The following is a 17,481-nucleotide window of genomic DNA, read 5'->3' as shown; positions in this document are numbered from 1 at the left end:
CCGCAAGTCCTGCGCTGTTTTTTGCACCGGCCATCCTTTCCCTTTCTTCCCCGATCCGCCCTTCTCTCCTCCCTTAAATCCCCTTTCTTTTCATGAAGACCTACACCCATGTGGACTATCTCTGGGACGACGCGCACGCGGCGACCCTCGCCGATCCGGTCGAGCGGCTCGTCTACCGCAGCAACCTTCTCGGCAGCGACCGCCGCATCACCAATACCGGCGGTGGCAATACTTCCTCAAAGCTCACCGAGCGCGATCCGCTGACCGGCGAGCCGGTCGAGGTGCTCTGGGTCAAGGGCTCGGGTGGCGACCTGCGCACCAGCAAGCGCGAGAACTTCGCCTCGCTCTATCAAGAGAAGCTGCTCGGCCTCCAGCACAGCTACGCCGCGCGCGCCGACAAGGGCCTCAAGTCGCAGGCCGAGGACGACATGGTCGGCATGTACCCGCACGCGACTTTTAACCTCAACCCGCGCGCCACATCAATCGATACGCCGCTGCACAGTTTCCTGCCTGGCAAATGCGTCGACCACATGCACCCGAACGCGGTGATCGCAGTCGCCGCGAGCGCCAACTGCGAGGCGCTCGTGAAGGAGATTTTCGGAGGCGAGATGGCCTATGTGCCGTGGATGCGCCCGGGCTTCGAGCTCGGGCTCGCCATGCAGGAGATCGCCCGCGCGCGCCCCGGCCTCCAGTCGATCATGATGGGCCAGCACGGCTTCATCTCGTGGGCCGATGACGACAAGAGCTGCTACACCTACACGCTCGACTGCATTGAGCGTGCGGCTGCTTACATCGAGGAAAAGTACGCGGCCAAGGGCGGCGACGCGGCGGCCTTTGGCGGGGCGCGCTATCGCACGCTCGACGAGCCGCAACGCCGCGCGACCCTCGCGGCGATCCTTCCTTGGTTGCGCGGCCAGGTCTCCCAGCAGCGCCGCTTCGTCGGCACGATCCAGGACGACGCTGCGATCCTGCGTTTCGTAAACTCGCACGATGTCCCGCGCCTGGCGGAGCTCGGCACGAGCTGTCCCGACCACTTCTTACGCACGAAGATCAAGCCGCTCTACGTCGACTGGGATCCGCAGGGCGAGGACCTCGCTGCGCTGAAGGCGAAGCTCGCTGCGGGCCTCGACCGCTACCGCGCCGATTACGCGGCGTACTATGCGGCCTGCCGTCGGCCCAACTCGCCTGCGATGCGCGACCCCAATCCAACCGTCGTTCTGATTCCCGGCCTCGGCATGATCGCTTGGGGCAAGGACAAGTCCGAGTCGCGCGTCACGGCCGAGTTTTACAATTGCGCAGTCGAGGTCATGCGCGGCGCCGAGGCGATCGACCGCTACATCGCGCTCCCGCAGCAGGAAGCCTTTGACATCGAGTACTGGCTGCTCGAAGAGGCAAAGCTCCAGCGCATGCCCGCCGAAAAAGAGCTCGCGCGGCAAACGCTCATCGTCGTGGGCGCGGGCTCCGGTATTGGCAAAGAAACGGCGCACCGCCTCTCGCGCGAAGGTGCCAACATCGTGTGTGTGGACATGAAGCGCGAAGCGGCCGAGGCCACCGCGGCAGAGATCAGCAAAAAACTCGGCATCGGCATCGGCGTTGCCGGGAGCGGGATTTCCGGCTGCGGCCCGGCAATCGGGCTGGGCGCCGACATCACCGACCGCGCCAGCATCCGCGCCATGCTCGACGAAGTCGCGCTCGCCTACGGCGGCTTCGACTCGATCATCGTCACTGCGGGCGTTTTTTGGCCGAGCGACACCAGCGGCCGCATCCCCGACGACAAGTGGGCGCTCACCTTCGGCGTCAACGTGACGGGCAGTTACCTCGTCGGCGACGAAGCGGGCAAGACCTGGCGCGAGCAAGGGCTTAAGGGGCAACTCGTCCTCACTACCTCGGCCAATGCAGCCGTCGCCAAAAAAGGCTCGCTCGCCTACGACACCTCGAAGGCGGCGGCCAACCACCTCGTGCGCGAGCTGGCGATCGAGCTGGCGCCGCTCGTGCGCGTCAACGGCGTGGCTCCGGCGACCGTGGTAAAAGGCTCCGCCATGTTTCCGCGCGACCGCGTCATCGGCTCACTTGCCAAATACCAGATCCCCTACACGGAAGAAGAGGCGACCGAATCGCTCGTGCAGAAACTCGCACAGTTTTACGCCGACCGTACGCTGACCAAGTCGCCCATCACGCCCGCCGATCAGGCGGAAGCCTACTTCCTGCTCGTGAGCCAACGCCTCAGCAAAACCACTGGCCAAATCCTCACCGTAGACGGCGGCCTCCACGAAGCCTTCCTGCGATAGCGACTACATCCGGATACGGGGCGGCCTTGCGCGGGCCGGCAGGGTGGCGGGCGCCACCTGTCATTTGATTGGCGAATCGGCCTCGGCGCTAAAACAGGTCTGCGCCCCCGCCGAAGCACGGCTCCCCGATCAAACGAAGCCATTCCCCCTTTCGCAGTGCGAGAGTCGCAGATCCTCTTTTATTCGGCGAGCCGCTCGTTGGCGGCTCGTCAGGGGCTCGGCCAAGACGCGAACAGAGTGGGAACCCATTGGGCCGATTTTTTTGGTTAACGGGTAATTGGCCCAATAAATGGGAGCAGGCCCTTGCCATGCGCGTCCTAGCCGGGCCCCTGTCAGCTTTGGCTGGGGTTTGTGGTTACTGCCACCGCATCTCCGGCTTGCCAGATGACCCAGCCATCCAGCTCGTAGCTCGACCACTCGTCTTCACGATAATCCCTGAAACTCTCGCGCAGTTGCTTGGCCCGCGGTTTATCGACTTCCCTGTTTTGCAGTGCGATCACCAGCCGCGGCACCCGCCCATAGCGCTCGTTGTTACTCGTGTACTCAGTTCCGTTATCTACCAGTAGAAAATGGGTCGTCGGGTGGCGGAGTTTATATAGCGCATTCCCGTGTGCCCAATTCTCCATGGTAATGACTGAATGATCCAGGCCTGCCAGCCTCCCCAACTCATTTTGCACAGGTTGAGGCATATCTCCTAATGTTAGATTTTCACTCTTGTTGTAAGAGTCTGACAGGGGTGAGCTCATCTTGATGTGTCTTTGTATTACTGTGCCACAGCCAAAAAGAATACTCCACCCTAGTAACAGGCGAGCGCCTATGGCAATAATTCGATTTGAGTCTAGAATCTTGGCTCCTGTTACCAGTAAGAGCAGTATGGCTGTCGGCTGGTAGTGGCGGCTATCCAGGCTTATCGCTCCTCCCGCCCATAGAAGGAGGAAGAATATAGCGCCTGTTGTAAGCGCGACGACCCCTGCAAGTCGCTCCATAGGAGCTTTTTTCAAGAGCAGCCAGAAATAGAGGCCTAAGGCAAGTGGCGATAGTAAGCTGAGCAGCGGTCCTGAGTTACTCCATACATCTTCGCCTTTAATCCCGAGGAGCTGATACGAAACATATCCAAGAGTTTTATCAATTCCTGATAGCCCAAGAATTGGGCCGTAGAAACTATAACCCCAAGACTCGAGGAAACTGCGAGAGACTACTCCCTGAGTCCCAGGCGTATGACTTGTATCGATCAGGAAGTGCCGCCCGAGTGCAAAGAGTATTCCTGCTGCACAGAGGGTGAGTGTTGTTGACCATAGCCTGCCCCATAGAGTCCGGAGCATTCCTTTTTGGACTGAGTCACGGAATGCCTCGACCCAAAGGAAGGCGAGTATTGAGAGCGCATATATGGCAAAAGAGTGCTTTCCGAAAGTACCTATCAAGAGAATGGTAGAGAGTATTATAATAAGTGGGAAGGTGCGTTTTCGCAGCCTCCATGCGAGAAATATAGCCCAAGGCCAAACTGCAACTTGAGCGACCTCGCCCCCATAGAAGAACCCGAAGGCATAAAACGCATGGTGAGTGGCACAAGCTGCGAGCGTAATCCACGGGAGTGTATGGCGAGGGGCTTGCATTGACCATGCAAGGGCCGCGACCCCTAACCCGAGGGCCAGAGTGCCTGCTGCGGAGATAATAGTAATCGCAGTACCTAAGCGAACTCCTGCTGAGTGAAGCAGCCCGAGAGGAACATATTGTCCGGGAGACCACCAAGCGGCTGGATACTCCATGCTTTGTGCAATATTACTGGGATCAACTGTGCGAACTGAATTCCAAGTCCCACCCTCCATGAAATTATACCATGTGAATAGTCCGACAGAGGTATCGGAGCTGAGCATTGGAGGGGCAATGAAGGTTGCGCAAAAAACGCCCAAGAGCGTGGGTACGAGTGCCGCCAGAAAGACTAATCGTAGCGGGAAGGGCTCTTTTGACTGGAGCACGGGCAGCGCTTCGGTGGCAGGGAAAGGGGGCATGTGTTGCTAGGGTGCGAATGGGGGCTTTGTGTTGATCCTGTGCTGGAGAGCGCTGGATATAAGAAACCTTCAGTCCATACTGTCATACGTCCACATCCAAGCTGATTTCCTATGCGAATCGTAGTTTTCTCCGACACTCACGACCGGTTTCCGCCGGGCTTGGCGGAGCGTTTCGTGGTGGCTCGCGTGCGGGCTTCGCCTGGCTGGAGGTTGAGGGCGGGCAGTAGACGCGCTAGGGAGCAGGCCCTTGCTTTGAGCGTGTCCAGTCGGGCCCCTGTCAGCTTTGGCTGGGGTTTGTGGTTACTGCCACCGCATCTCCGGCTTGCCAGATGACCCAGCCATCCAGCTCGTGGCTCGACCATTCGTCCTCACGATAATCCCTGAAACTCTCGCGCAGTTGCTTGGCCCGGGATTTATCGACTTCCCTGTTTTGCAGTGCGATCACCAGCCGCGGCACCCGCCCATAGCGCTCGTTGTCACTCGTGTACTCGGTTTCGTTATCTACCAGTAGAAAACGGGTCGTCGGGTGGCGGAGTTTATATAGCGCATTCCCTTGCGCAGGAGTATCTATAACGATGAGCGAATGATCCAGGCTAGCCAGTCCCTCCAGTGATTCCTGCACCGATTTCGGCATATTGCCCAAGGTTAGCCTCTCTGTTTGGTTGGAGTAACTGGCTGATTGAGGTGACCTCATTTTGATATGACGCTGAATTAGCGTGCCACAGCCGAACAAGACCACCCATGAGAGTAATATACGGGAGCCTATGGAGATCACCCGATTCTTCTCCAAGGCTCGCGCTCCTAATACTAGCAGGAAAAGTATAGCAGCGGGTTGGTAGTGGCGGCTCTCCAGGCTTATTGCTCCACCTCTCCATAAAAGAATGAAAAATATTACTCCAGCCGTTAATGCGACGCTGCCCGTAAGTCTTTCTATGGGTGATTTTCTCGAAATCAACCAACCGTAGAGGTATAGGGTTGGGAGGGTGAGCACGCTAAGTAAGGTACCCAGGCTTACCCATAGGTCTTCACCTTTTATTGTGAAGAATTGGTAGGAAATATAACCGAGGGTTCTATCTACTCCCGATACCCCGAGGAGCGGCCCACAAAAGCTATATCCCCAGGATTCAAGGAAGCCATGTGGCGTTATGCCTAAGGTTCCCGGTGTATGACTGGTATCTATCAGAATGTAGCGCCCCAGAAGAAATAGCACTCCCACTGCACAGAGGGTGAGTGTTGTTGACCACAGCCTGCCCCATAGAGTCCGGAGCATTCCTAGTTTGGCTGAGTCACGGAATGCTTCGGCCCAAAGAAAAGCGAGGATTGTCAGTGCGTATATCGCAAAGGAATGTTTCCCAAAGGCACCGATGAGCAGAATGGAAGAGAGTATGATAATAAGTGCTGCCGTGCGCTTGCGCAGCGTCCATGCGGTGAAGATGGCCCAAGGCCAAACGGTAATTTGAGCCACCTCGCCCCCTATGAAGAAGCCAAATGGGTATAGCATGTAGTAGGAGGCACAGGCGGATAGAGTAATCCACGGGAGTGTGCGTTGGGGCGCCTTCATGACGTGTGCGAGGGCAGCGACTCCTAAACCAAAAATTAGAATACTGATTGTTGAGATGATAATTATCCCGGTCCCGAGCCGGAGTCCCGCTGAGTGCAGCAGCCCGAGAGGGACATATTGCCCAGGTGCCCACCATGAAACTGGGTACTCCACGCTTTGTGCAATATTCGCGGGATCGACTGTACGAATCGTATTCCAGGTACCTCCTTCTACAAAGTTATGCCAAGCGAAGAGGCCATTGGCAGTATCGGGGCTGAGCATCGGTGGCGCGATGAAGCCCGCGCAGAAAACACCCAAGAGTGCAGGAGCCAGTGCGGCTAGAAAGACTAATCGTAGCGGGAAGGGCTTTTCCTTTGAGTCGGAGGAGGTGGCTTTGTTCGCAGAGGAGGCGGGCATCTTTGAATCAGGAGGCGGGCTTTACATTGATCGTTACTTTCTTGAGCAGGCTTGAGTTCGTATCGTCAAAGTCCACATCCAAGCTCATTTCCCTATGCGAATCGCAGTTTTCTCCGACACTCACGACCGGTTTCCGCCGGGCTTTGCGGAGCGTTTCGTGGTGGGCAGGGCAGACGAGATCTGGCACCTGGGCGATGTGTGCGAGCCATCCGGTTTAGTGGAGTGTGAGCAGCTCGGGGTACCGCTCGTTGTCATTCGGGGAAACTGCGACTGGGAGCTGCGCTGGCCGCTGAGCTGCACGCTTGAGCGCGAGGGCGTCGTTTTTTACCTCACGCATATCCCGCCGCATCCCCGCGAGGTGCCGCGAAACGCGCAAGTCGTCTTGCACGGCCACCTGCACTACCCGCGCGATGAGATGCTCGGCGGGCGGCGTTGGCTGAGCCCGGGCAGTGCATCGCAGCCGCGTGGTGGCTCGCGTGCGGGCTTCGCCTGGCTGGAAGTTGAGGGCGGGCAGTTGACGCGCTGGGAGCAGGTTTCTATCTGAGCGCCCATGTCGTCGCCTGGAGATAAGGGCCCCACAGACGCTCTCCCTGAGGCCATCCAGGGCGACTTGTTCGAGCTGTGGCAGCAGCCACTCGCGCCGCCTCCGCTCGCTCCCGGCGCATTTTCTGAGCCGCCGGATAAAGGCGAGCGCGTTGAATGTGGGGAAGTCAGTGAAATCCCTCCGAATCCCGTTGCGCCTGCGAGTCCGGGGATGGGGCTTGCCCGAGCCAGCGCACCTGCTCCGCTTGTTTTCCAACGCAGCGCCCGAGCGCGGCATTACCGGCTTACGCTGCGGCGCGACGGTACGGCCCTTGTGACAATCCCTGCGCGCGGCTCCCAACGCGCCGCGGAGCAATTTGCCGCGCAGCACGCACAGTGGCTTGAGCGCGCGCGCCAACGGCAGGCGCAGCGTCCCCAGGCTGACCGGATTTGGACGCTTGGCACCGCAGTACTCTGGCGCGGCGTTTTTGAGGAAATCCGGGCAGCGACAGCGGCTGAGCTCGGCGGGGCGAAGTGGCGCGTGCAGGTGAGCTTGGGAGGCGAGCTGTTTCGCGTAGCGCGGCTCGATGGCGACTTGCGCCCGACCCTTGAGGCGCATTTCGCGCGGCTCGCGCGGGCGGAGCTCCCACTGCGCACGAGCGAGCTCGCGGTCCGCGCCCAGCAGGTTTTGAGCGAGGTTGAATCGGCGCCCAGAGTAATGAAGCCCGCCGTGCGGCTCGCGCGCGTGGTCGTGCGCGATCAACGCTCGCGCTGGGGTTCGTGTTCCGGCCGGGGGACGATTTCGCTGAACTGGCGGCTGGTGCAGACGCCGGACTTCGTGCGCGACTACATCATCTACCACGAGTTGATGCACCTGCGGGAGATGAACCACTCGGCCCGATTTTGGGCGCAGGTGGCCGTGGTTTGTCCCGAGTGGGAACGCGCCGAAAGTTGGCTCAAACAAAACGGCAGCCTCTTGCTCGGGAGCTAAGGCTGCCTACTGCGCGTCGTCCGCTGTTGCGCGGTCAGCCACCGGGCCCGCAGGCGAGTGGGAAACATACGCGTGCGGCCCGATATGTGTGCGCCCCGCCGGTGAGCTTTGGCGTGGTAGTTATTTGCCGTGGTGGATTTCCAGCAGCTCGACGTCAAAAATGAGCGTGGCGCGGGGCGGGATGCGCGGGGGACGGCCCTGTACGCCGTAGGCGAGCCAGTAGGGGATGATGAGGGTGCGCTTGTCACCCGCGCGCATGTTGAGGAAGGCCTCGTCCCAGCCTTTGATGACTTGGCCCAGGCCCACGCGGAAGCGCAGGGGCTGCCCGGGTTGGTCGCCGTGTGCGGCGCGCGAGCTGTCGAAGACGCTGCCTTCGAGGAGGCGGCCCTCGTAGTGGACGACCAGCTCGTCACCGACATCGGGCGTGGGGCCCTTGCCCGCTGCGCGGGGCACGTACATGAGCCCCGATTTTTGCGTGTGCTTCCCGGGGAATTGGGAATCGACGAGCAGGGTATCCTCGGCGCTGAGCTCCATCTGGCCCGAGCCTTCGAGGGCTTGGCGCATGGCGCTGTTAATCGGGCGCCCGGGATTGGCTCGGGCGAGGAGCCCATAGCGCACGACAATCGCAATCGCGAGCAAACTGAGGCCGAGGAGAACGGGTACTGCAAAATTCCGCATGAGATCGCCGACGCTAACAATCCGTCCCGCGCACACACGCCCATTTTGTGGGAGAAGAGGTATTCCTTCCACTCACGCGCTATCCGTACGTGCTTTCGACCGTGTTACTCTGATGAGCCGGTGTTGGCGGGCGAAAGAGGGAAAGCTCGTGGATGTGGGGGAGGGCCGGTCTTCGTGTATGACTGGCAAACCAACCAATCTGATGGGCCCATCCACAAGAAGGGCGAGCCGCTCAAATTTGGGCCGCAAATAGTTCACGCGAAAGGGCGTGAGTTGCTGCGCCCGAGCGCCCCTGCCGCGTTGGTGGCCAAACTTTCCAGGCCTGTTGCGAAGAAAAAATAGCGGGGCCTTTGAGTGGTTTTGTTCACGTCGCCCGCCCCTTCTACTTGGCGAGGAATCGTTGTCGCCTCGGCTGAGGCATGGAGGGGACAGGTTTTCCCGAGCTTTCGCTTGAGGGTGGGCGTGTGTCGCGCAGCGTGGCGCATTTTATGAATGTCCCGCCTGATCTTTTAGTCCGCGCTGCGCCGCGCATGTGCGCTTGTTGCCGGATCGGTTTTACGAGCGGGCTGCTTGCCTCGGGCGCTGCGTCGCTGCGGCAGCTCTCGCCGAAAGCGGGCGGGCTGGTGGCAGGGGATTTTGAGGGGTTTTCGGATTTCCGACTATGAACTTGCGACTGATTTTAAAGGAGCTGCGCCCGACGCTGGCGTTGGCATTTCCGATCATCGTCGGGCAGCTCAGCCAGATGCTGATGGGCGTGGCCGATAGCGTGATGGTGGGGCGGCTGGGCGCGGTGCCGCTGGCGGCCTCGGCATTTGTGGGCGTATTGTTCACAGCGGGCTTCATGGTGGGGATCGGCATCCTCGCGTCGGTCTCGGTGCTGGTGGCGCGCACGCATGGCGCGAAGCAGTCGCGCGAGTGCGCGGAGTATGTGCGCCACGGGATGTGGCTGGCGCTGTTTCTGTCGGTGGCGGGCTGTGCGCTGCTCTTTGCGCTCATCCCGTGGCTCGGCCATTTCGGCCAGCCGCCGGAGGTGCTGGCTGCAGTGCGGCCTTATCTGGAGCTGATCGCGGTATCGCTGGTGCCCACGCTGCTGTTCCAGGTGCTGCGGCAGTTTAGCGAAGCGGTGGGGCACCCATGGGCCGGGATGGTGATCTTGCTGTCGAGCGTCGCGCTAAACGTGCTGCTCAACTGGATCCTGATTTATGGAAACTGGGGCGCGCCTGCGCTGGGTTTGGCGGGTGCGGGCTGGGCGACGCTGGCCGCGCGGATTGTGTCGCTCGTCGCGCTGTGGTGGTGGTTGAGCGGGCGCGAGACGTTTCGCGCCGAGTGGCCCGGGAAGGCGGGAGGGGGCCACCGCCTCCGCGCCGAGCTGCGCGCGAGCGCGAGTGCGCCGCATGTGGGTGAGCCGCGCTCCGGCTCCACAGCGGGTCGTGACCTTTCCGAAAACTCGGCGTGGTTTGCGCGGCTGTCCTGGTCGCACTTGCGCGAGATGCTGGCGCTGGGTGTGCCGGTCGCCGTGCAGCTCGTTTTCGAGGGCGGCGCCTTTGCTATGGCGAGCCTGATGATGGGCTGGATCGGCACGGTGCCGCTGGCGGCCAACCAGATCGCGCTTAACTGCTCGGGCTTTACTTTCACGATACCTCTTGGCCTGTCGATCGCGCTGGCGATGCGTGTGGGGCGCACGGTGGGCGAGGGGCAGCGCGGTGCGCTGCGACCGATCGTGATTGGTGCGCAAGCCGTGGGCGCGGGCTACGCGCTGTGCTCGCTGATTGCCTTTGTGCTGGCGGGGCGCTTGATCGCCTCGGGCTTCACGCCTGATTTGCCGGTGGTCGAGCTGGCGACGCGGCTGCTGATCGTGGCGGCGGTGTTTCAGCTCTTCGACGGCGGGCAAGTCATCGCCTCGGGAGGCCTGCGCGGCCTCGCCGATGTGAAGGTGCCGACGGTCATCATCGGCGTGGTGTACTGGGTGATCGGGATGCCCGCAGCCTATGTGTTTGGCGTGCGCTTGCTGGAGCCGTTGCACGTGTGGGTGGGTCTGGCGTGTGCGCTGTCGCTGGCCTCGATCCTGCTCACGCGGCGGCTCTACGTGCGCATCGGGCAGATGGAGCGGGCGGCCTAGTTTGCCCCAAGCCGCGCGCGCAGTTGCGCGAGGCTTAGCCCGTCGATCCGCAGCCGCTTCTCGCGCGAGGCGCCGCCGGTCGCCAGCACCACGGCGGACTTGCGTCTGCGCTTCAGTGAATGAGGAGCTTTACGGGCTATTCTAAATTCAGGTGAACTATTCGCCGTAGAGATACCTATGGGGACTGGGTCATACTCAGAAGTGAGGGATCTTTCGCGGTTGCCTATCTGTCCAATTGGGATTGTGAAAATAAATAAGATAGCAATCATTTATACTGTAATAGGGCTGACTTTCTTTTCTTATGCCTTAGTAAGAGCGATAAAGGTGGGGGTGACGTATGATGAAGTGGTGACTTTGCAGGAGTTTGTACCTCAATCACTGCACAGCATATTGTTTAAGGCATCACCTATAGCCAATAATCACATGCTTAACACAGTGGTTATTAAGTTTCTGTTCCTGTCTGGGAATGAATCACTGTTTTGGGCGAGGGTTCCTGGGCTCGTGTCTCTTTTGATGTATATATATTTTTCTTACAGGCTCTTGTTGAATCGCCTGCCACATGTTTATGGGGTCGGGTGTTTTGCGCTTTTAATTTGCAATCCCTTTATGCTTGAGTTTTTCAGTCTCGCGAGAGGGTACGGGATGTCATTTGCGTTTATGATGGGGGCTTTGTATTTTGCATCCCAAAATATTGAGGATTTTTCAGTTTCCAGCTTATACAAAAGCTTGGGGTTTGGAGCTTTTTCGGTTTTGAGTATATTTTCTATGGTCTATTTTGAGCTGGCCCTAGCTCTAACTCTAAATATAGCGGTTCTCTTGAAAAAGGATAGGAGGACGCTTAAACAGTCCTTATTGCATAGCTTCTTAGTAGGTATTATACTGCTCTTGGTAATCGCAGTTCCGATTTTTAGGCTGGAAAAACATAGGGGGCTGTCCTATGGAGGGGAGTGTGGGGTCTATCGCGATACACTGATGTCTCTTGCCAGGTATAGTCTAGGTGATTTTAAGCCTTCTTCGCTTGCTCCACTCCTATTGAACTCGTTTTTGTTAATTAGTGTAGCTGGTATAGGCTTTTCCTTCTTTAGAAAGTGGAGAGCTCCTATGTCAGGATTATTTGTTGGTGTGACTATTTTGTCTGTTTCTCTGATTATTCTCGCGCATCATCTCGCTGGGGTAAAGTATCCGATAGATCGAGTAGGCTTGTTTCTATATCCGCTCATGATTCTTTCACTCTGTTTTTGTTTATACAGCCTAGGTAGGTGGGTTAGTATGAGTTTATTAGCTGTGTTAGTGTCAGCTTTCTTTATGAATTTTATTTCGAGGGCAAATTTTTACAAAACTACGTTGTGGGATTTTGATGCTCATACTACCCAAATATTAGAGATGATTAATGCGAAAGGGCAGGCCGAGGGGCAGGTTATGGCTTTGGAAATTGAGAGCGTATTTGAGAAGTCAGTATCTTATTATATCGATAGAAATAGGTATAATTTTATAAGGGTCTTGTGTAACCATGGTGACGCGAAAGGAAGAGAGAGCCCGCGTTATTTTCTGTACTTTTCCCAAAATGTATTTCCAGATGCCGATTTTGTGAAGCATGATAGGGATAGGCTGCCTCATGGGCTATCGGAGGGCGATATTTTCATTGAGTATCCTGACGAGAAAATAATAATTTTTGGAGAATTGAGAGGGAGTTTGAATTATTAAGATTTGTGATTTCAAAAACGAGCCGCCGAAGGCGGCTCGTTTGGTGAGGCTAGTCTGGGTTTAGCAGGGATCTAAAAAGTAAAAGTAGTTGTTAATCGTATGTTCGTTCCTGGGAAGGCGGTTAACTCGTTTCGGCCTCCAGGCTGCCAGAGTGTCTTCTTGTTGAAGAGGTTTTCAACGTTAATTTGAAAGCGTGCCAGCCCGTACTCGTAGCTTGCGCCTCCATTAAATATTGTACGAGAGGGCATGTAGAAGCTGACTGGAACTACGACACCAAGAGGGGTACGATCGGGAGGATTCTCTCCTGCATGTTTCCCAACATGGTTGAATCCGACGAACACACTTAATCCTTTTGCCGTTCCAGTTGGGAATGCATATTTGACGAGTCCATTGTAGAACCTGTCTGCGATGCCCATTCGCTGGCGTCCAAGTTGATCTCTCATTTTCATATCCGTATAACTGGCTAGTATTGTGAGATTTTGAGTGACTTGTCCTATTATGTCGAACTCAAAGCCTTCGTTTGTGATATCGGCTAACTGATCGGGGAGTGTCGGGTCGAACCAGCGGTTTGGATGCTGTGTAGCTACATTGGTTTGCTTCAGTTCATAGTACGCAGTGGTGAAGGAGAGCCTCCGGTCAAAAAAATCGAGTTTTAAGCCGAGCTCTTCCTGTTTGCCATCTTGCCACAAAACGGTATCGACGTTGCCGTCGAAGTACGTGGTGGATGTTGCATTTTCCGAGTGATGTACATACAGCGAGCTCCAAGGGGTTACTTTGTATAGGGCTGCAAAGGACGGGCTATTCTTTGTTCCTTTCAAACTGCCGCCAATATTTCCCGTCAATAAATTAATGCCGCCTGGCGCATCTCTCCGCTGATGCGAGACGCCTCCTGTGATAATTAATTTCCCTTGGAGGATATCGAGTTGTCCGTTAATGTAAATCTGATCTTGATAGACTCTTGGATTTTTACTCTCGCTACTCAAAAACGGTGCAGTTCTGGGGCGAGGGACGTTATTGATATACTGCGGAGGGTTTGTGAGGTCGTAATCAAAGGCTGGTAGGGTAGCTGTGGGAGTGTAGACAGTTTTATTAAAATCCCAGCCCACAATCATGTCATCTGGCTTAGTCCAGCCTTTAAGATGAGCCCAGTCTGCCGAGCGCGATGCCCCTGTGAGGATACTGAGTGTGGCCATAGGCGCCCCGCCAAAAGATCCGAAGCTCCATTTTCCGGTTAAGTCAGCCTGATAGTGCGTTTGCTGGCTCCAGACGTGGTTAAAGCCTTCATTTAACCAAGCGCCGTAAATTGTTTGGTCGACAGGGGTGGAAATATAAGGATTACTCGCCTCATCATAGGGCAGGTTGGGGTCAAGCCGCTGCCAGTGTTCGGAATGAGTGTAAAAACCTGTGTGTGGATCCCTGCGGTTGAGTCCGAACATGTTGTCGTAGGCCTGAAATAAACCACCGCCATTACCGTAGTAGTGATAGTAGAGTCTCAGATGAGCGAGCCTTAGGTTGATATTATCGTTCAATGCAGTAGTGAACTCGGCCAGACCTCTACGGATTTTCATTGCGCGCTCATTCCACTCTGGCTGACCATTAGCCCCTCCGTATTTGTATCCAGGCTTGATATCAGCGAGCGAAACTGTCGCCCCCTGAGGTAGATCATCGCGGAAGTGAATATTATGCTGATTCGCAGCAACCGAGCCAACCTGTCTCCAGTTAAAGAACTGCCCTTTTAGTTTCAATTGAGCCTTGGGAGTGATTGCCCAGGTTAACATCGGATTGAGTGTCTTATTGAAAATTCTACCTGGGACAAATGAGGATGCATCTTGGTAGGTTCCAATGAGGCGGTAGGCGAAGTGCTCTGTCCCTGGTATTGGGCCAGTAGAGTCTACGACTCCTTTGCTGCCAAAGTATTTGCTCGCAAACTCGGCTTTAACTACTTGAGCAGATTCGAACTTTGGAGATTTAGTAATGATATTAGATGCTCCTCCGGGAGAGCCCGAAGGCTCGATAAGCGCGTTGGGGCCTTTTAGGATTTCAATACGTTCAACGATATCAGGGTCGACGTTTGCGGCAGATCCACCAATACCATCGACCGTGCCGTGATAGATTTCAAAACCTCGCAATACTTGGCGATTAAATATACCGTTAGGCCCAGCTAGTGCTCCATGACTAACACCCGATACATACTGTGTAGCATCAATAATTGAGCTAGCTCCAATATCACGAATGAAGTCATTGGTAATAACAGTGATAGACTGTGGAGTATCAATCAAGTCACGCCGGAAACGAAATGCACCTGACTCGGTGCTTCGATAGCCGCTGACGCGATCAGAAGAGACTTCAAACGGAGAGAGGTAGACGGGATCGTCGTCGTCGACCTGGTCGGCGAGGGAGCGACTGGGGCTGCTTTGGGCGTGGGTTGCTAGCGGCACGCCAAAAGCAAGTAGTGTAGGCACAAGCCAAGCTTGCAGTTTCATATGCTTTTTAGGTTTGGGGTTATGGTTATACAGGAGCCGATCCCAGAGTGGAGCGGCTTAGGGGAAGCAAAAAAAGCCCGCTGCTCGCCTAAACAGTCCGGCGAATGAAGCGGGCACGAGAGACAGGTAGCCGAGGAAAAACTCCGCAACCCGCTCTAAATAAAAGGCTTGACAGGCGCACTCGTGCGTCAAAATCAGCTCGACAGCTCGACAGCTCGACAGCTCGACAGCTCGACAGCTCGACAGCGAGCTTAGGCGTTAGGGCGAAAGAACCCCTCTTGCTAGCTGCGCACAGCCCCGCCAGACGCGCGAAATACACGCACAAGGAACGACTCAGCAGAGTTGTCCAAACAGGGGGCATAGTTTGGGGGGGGGACGGGGTGGAAGCTGAGCCAGTCTCAATGAGCTTGGGCACTCTCAATGCAAGCTTTTTTTCCAGTTTCCCACACTTTTACTTCTATTCTCAAGGGGCTTAAGAAACAGAATACCCCATTCTGCTTCCTAATATCCATTTTTTATAGGAAAGGTGGGCCGCCCTTGGCGGTGATGCATTATGACCCATAATGAGGCTGTGCGATGGAACTTTCTCTTTTTTCGCTGTCTTTAACTTCGCAAAAGTCCATTTTCTAAGCACTTATGAATATGTACCAACCTTCCTGCTACAGTAGTTCCGTTTTCTTTTTGTCCTTTGCTATCAGTTTAATTTTTTTTCAGGAGGTAGTCGCTCAACCTGAGCAGCAACCGGAAATTGGCTCACGGAGTATTCCTATTTTGACGGTTGATGGATTAAGGTTTCGCGACCTGAATCGCAATGAAAGAATTGATCCTTATGAAGACTGGAGGCTTTCTGCTGAGGAGCGCAGTGCGGATCTCGTTTCGCAAATGAGTTTAGCTGAGAAAGTTGGAACGATGTTGCACGGTACAGTTCAGTTTGCCGAGGGGCAGTATGATTTGGATGGCACGCGTAGGCTTTTGCTGGAGAAACACATCACAAGTGCGATCACTAGGCTAGAGATAGAGCCATCAGAGTTAGCTAGGCAAAATAATAGTTTGCAGGAACTTGCAGAAGAAGGTCGATTAGGAATCCCTTTGACGCTTTCCTCGGATCCGCGCAACTACCTGAGGTGGGGTGCTTACAGGGCAGCCCCTGTTATTTCCATGTGGCCGGAGCCTTTAGGGCTAGCTTCGATTGGTGATCTGGAGATTGTTCGCCGTTTGGGAGAAATCGTCCGCCTAGAGTATCGCGCAGTGGGGATTCATATGGCATTGTCACCAATGGCTGATTTGGCGACTGAGCCGCGCTGGGGGCGGATCAGTGCCACCTTTGGGGAAGAGCCAGAGCGGGTTCGTGACTTGGTTCGTGCTTATGTTGAGGGGATCCAAGGCGGGAGGAGTGGTCCTAGTTATGACGGGGTTATCAGCGTCGTTAAACACTGGGCCGGCTATGGCGCAGCAGTTGAGCAAGGGTTTGATGGACACATGGCCTATGGGCGTTGGTCGGGATTCCCTGGCGGGGCTTTTGAGAAACACTTGCAAGCCTTTGAAGGAGCCTTTGAGGTTCAGGCCGCTGGAGTGATGCCGACCTATACGATTTTACGAGACTTCGTCTACGAGGGGCATCCGATGGAACCTGTTGGTGGTGGCTTCAATAGTTACCTCTTGGGTGATCTACTTCGCAGTCGATATGGCTTTACCGGGATGATCCTCTCGGACTGGGGGATTACTGAAGATTGTAACTGTGAGTGTATGGGAGGGGTGAATCGGGATGTGATGGGGGGGACTCCTTGGGGGATGGAAAAAGCAAGTAAGTTGGAGCGCTACGTAAAGGCAGTAGAGGCTGGAGTTGACCAGCTTGGTGGTTCGGAAGAGCCTGAGTACCTGATTGAGGCGGTTGAGCGCGGATTATTGGAGGAGGGGAGGCTTGATGTGTCGGTGCGACGGATACTTTTGGATAAGTTTCGGATCGGGCTATTTGAAAATCCGTACGTTTCCCCAGAGGAGGCATTGACGGTCACAAGTAATCCTGAGGCTCAGGCAGCGGGACTGGCCGCACAGCAATACTCCTTGGTTCTTCTGAAGAACGAGGGGGCGCTATTGCCGCTGCGTATTACGGGGGAGAGTGGGCAAACGGCAGCTCCCCGGATTTACTTTTTGGGGGTTGAGCTTGATGCGGCAGCAGTTGAGGCGCGAGGGCTCAAGGTGGTGACTGACCCTGCACAGGCAGATTTGGCAATTGTGAGACTAAAGGCGCCTCGCGAGGTGCTCCATCCCGATTCCCGATTTGGACGCAGTATGGCAGAAGGTAATCTCGCTTTTGAGGCCGGGCAGAAGGATTTTGATGAGCTAGCATCACTGGCGGCTAGAGGGGTGCCGGTAATCGCTAGCGTAAATTTGGAGCGTCCTGCGGTTTTGACTGCACTACTCCCGCATGTCCGAGCTCTGTTTGGTGATTTCGGGATTACCCATGAAGCTTTTCTCGATGTCGTGCTCGGCAAATCTGAGCCTAAGGGCCGATTGCCATTTGAACTACCGTCGTCAATGGCAGCAGTCGAAGCACAAAGTTCCGATGTACCACATGATTCTGAGAGGCCATTGTTCCCGATTGGGTTTGGGTTTCGTTACGAAGGCCAAAGGTGATACGAGTCAGGCTTTGCTGGCCGCGATCCTGCTCACGCGGCGGCTCTACGTGCGCATCGGGCAGATGGAGCGGGCGGCCTAGTTTGCCCCAAG

General features: G+C 56.1%; 10 protein-coding genes. 6 read left to right on the top strand and 4 right to left on the bottom strand.

Translation table 11 applies throughout. The annotated features are described in order from the left end of the window. The first annotated feature begins 92 nt into the window (after positions 1–92). Complete coding sequence (locus tag AXK11_RS06545) at positions 93–2,288, top strand: bifunctional rhamnulose-1-phosphate aldolase/short-chain dehydrogenase (protein WP_068630513.1); 2,196 nt, start codon at positions 93–95, stop codon at positions 2,286–2,288. A gap of 332 nt (positions 2,289–2,620) precedes the next feature. Here AXK11_RS06545 and AXK11_RS09795 read toward each other — a convergent pair whose 3' ends face one another. Both AXK11_RS09795 and AXK11_RS06535 read right to left on the bottom strand, forming a co-directional pair. Then, positions 2,621–2,914, bottom strand: a complete 294-nt coding sequence (locus tag AXK11_RS09795) for a hypothetical protein (protein ID WP_156469235.1) — start codon at positions 2,912–2,914, stop codon at positions 2,621–2,623. Between the two features lie 1,660 nt (positions 2,915–4,574). Continuing rightward, complete coding sequence (locus AXK11_RS06535) at positions 4,575–4,931, bottom strand: hypothetical protein (RefSeq protein WP_068630508.1); 357 nt, start codon at positions 4,929–4,931, stop codon at positions 4,575–4,577. 1,417 nt (positions 4,932–6,348) lie between these two features. Between AXK11_RS06535 and AXK11_RS06530 the strand changes: the two genes are divergently transcribed. Together AXK11_RS06530 and AXK11_RS06525 are read left to right on the top strand one after the other, a co-directional pair. Beyond that, a complete protein-coding gene (locus tag AXK11_RS06530; protein WP_068630506.1) occupies positions 6,349–6,798 on the top strand; it encodes a metallophosphoesterase family protein in 450 nt (149 codons plus the stop codon). 6 nt (positions 6,799–6,804) lie between these two features. Continuing rightward, positions 6,805–7,767, top strand: a complete 963-nt coding sequence (locus tag AXK11_RS06525) for a M48 family metallopeptidase (RefSeq protein WP_082780984.1) — start codon at positions 6,805–6,807, stop codon at positions 7,765–7,767. A gap of 120 nt (positions 7,768–7,887) precedes the next feature. Here AXK11_RS06525 and AXK11_RS06520 read toward each other — a convergent pair whose 3' ends face one another. Continuing rightward, positions 7,888–8,445, bottom strand: coding sequence for an FKBP-type peptidyl-prolyl cis-trans isomerase (locus tag AXK11_RS06520; RefSeq protein ID WP_068630503.1), 558 nt, complete (start codon positions 8,443–8,445; stop codon positions 7,888–7,890). Positions 8,446–9,106: 661 nt separating this feature from the next. On the opposite strand from AXK11_RS06520, the gene AXK11_RS06515 reads away from it, so the two are divergent. Together AXK11_RS06515 and AXK11_RS06510 are read left to right on the top strand one after the other, a co-directional pair. Next, positions 9,107–10,564, top strand: coding sequence for an MATE family efflux transporter (locus tag AXK11_RS06515; protein ID WP_068630501.1), 1,458 nt, complete (start codon positions 9,107–9,109; stop codon positions 10,562–10,564). A 243-nt stretch (positions 10,565–10,807) separates the two neighbouring features. After that, entirely contained in the window at positions 10,808–12,268 is a 1,461-nt protein-coding gene (locus tag AXK11_RS06510) for a glycosyltransferase family protein (protein ID WP_197456830.1), read from the top strand. Between the two features lie 71 nt (positions 12,269–12,339). Here the strand turns inward: AXK11_RS06510 and AXK11_RS09490 are convergent, their stop codons facing one another. Further along, positions 12,340–14,751, bottom strand: a complete 2,412-nt coding sequence (locus tag AXK11_RS09490; protein WP_082780983.1) for a TonB-dependent siderophore receptor — start codon at positions 14,749–14,751, stop codon at positions 12,340–12,342. A 636-nt stretch (positions 14,752–15,387) separates the two neighbouring features. On the opposite strand from AXK11_RS09490, the gene AXK11_RS06505 reads away from it, so the two are divergent. Further along, the gene (locus tag AXK11_RS06505; RefSeq protein ID WP_197456829.1) at positions 15,388–17,388 is read left to right on the top strand and encodes a glycoside hydrolase family 3 protein; all 2,001 of its coding nucleotides are present in this window, start codon (positions 15,388–15,390) and stop codon (positions 17,386–17,388) included. The last annotated feature ends 93 nt before the right edge of the window (positions 17,389–17,481 follow it).

This window comes from Cephaloticoccus primus (assembly GCF_001580015.1).
In the GTDB taxonomy this organism is placed as follows: Bacteria; Verrucomicrobiota; Verrucomicrobiia; order Opitutales; family Opitutaceae; genus Cephaloticoccus; species Cephaloticoccus primus.
The sequence above is the reverse complement of the archived record's forward strand: the minus strand, read 5'-3'. Positions and strand labels throughout refer to the sequence as shown.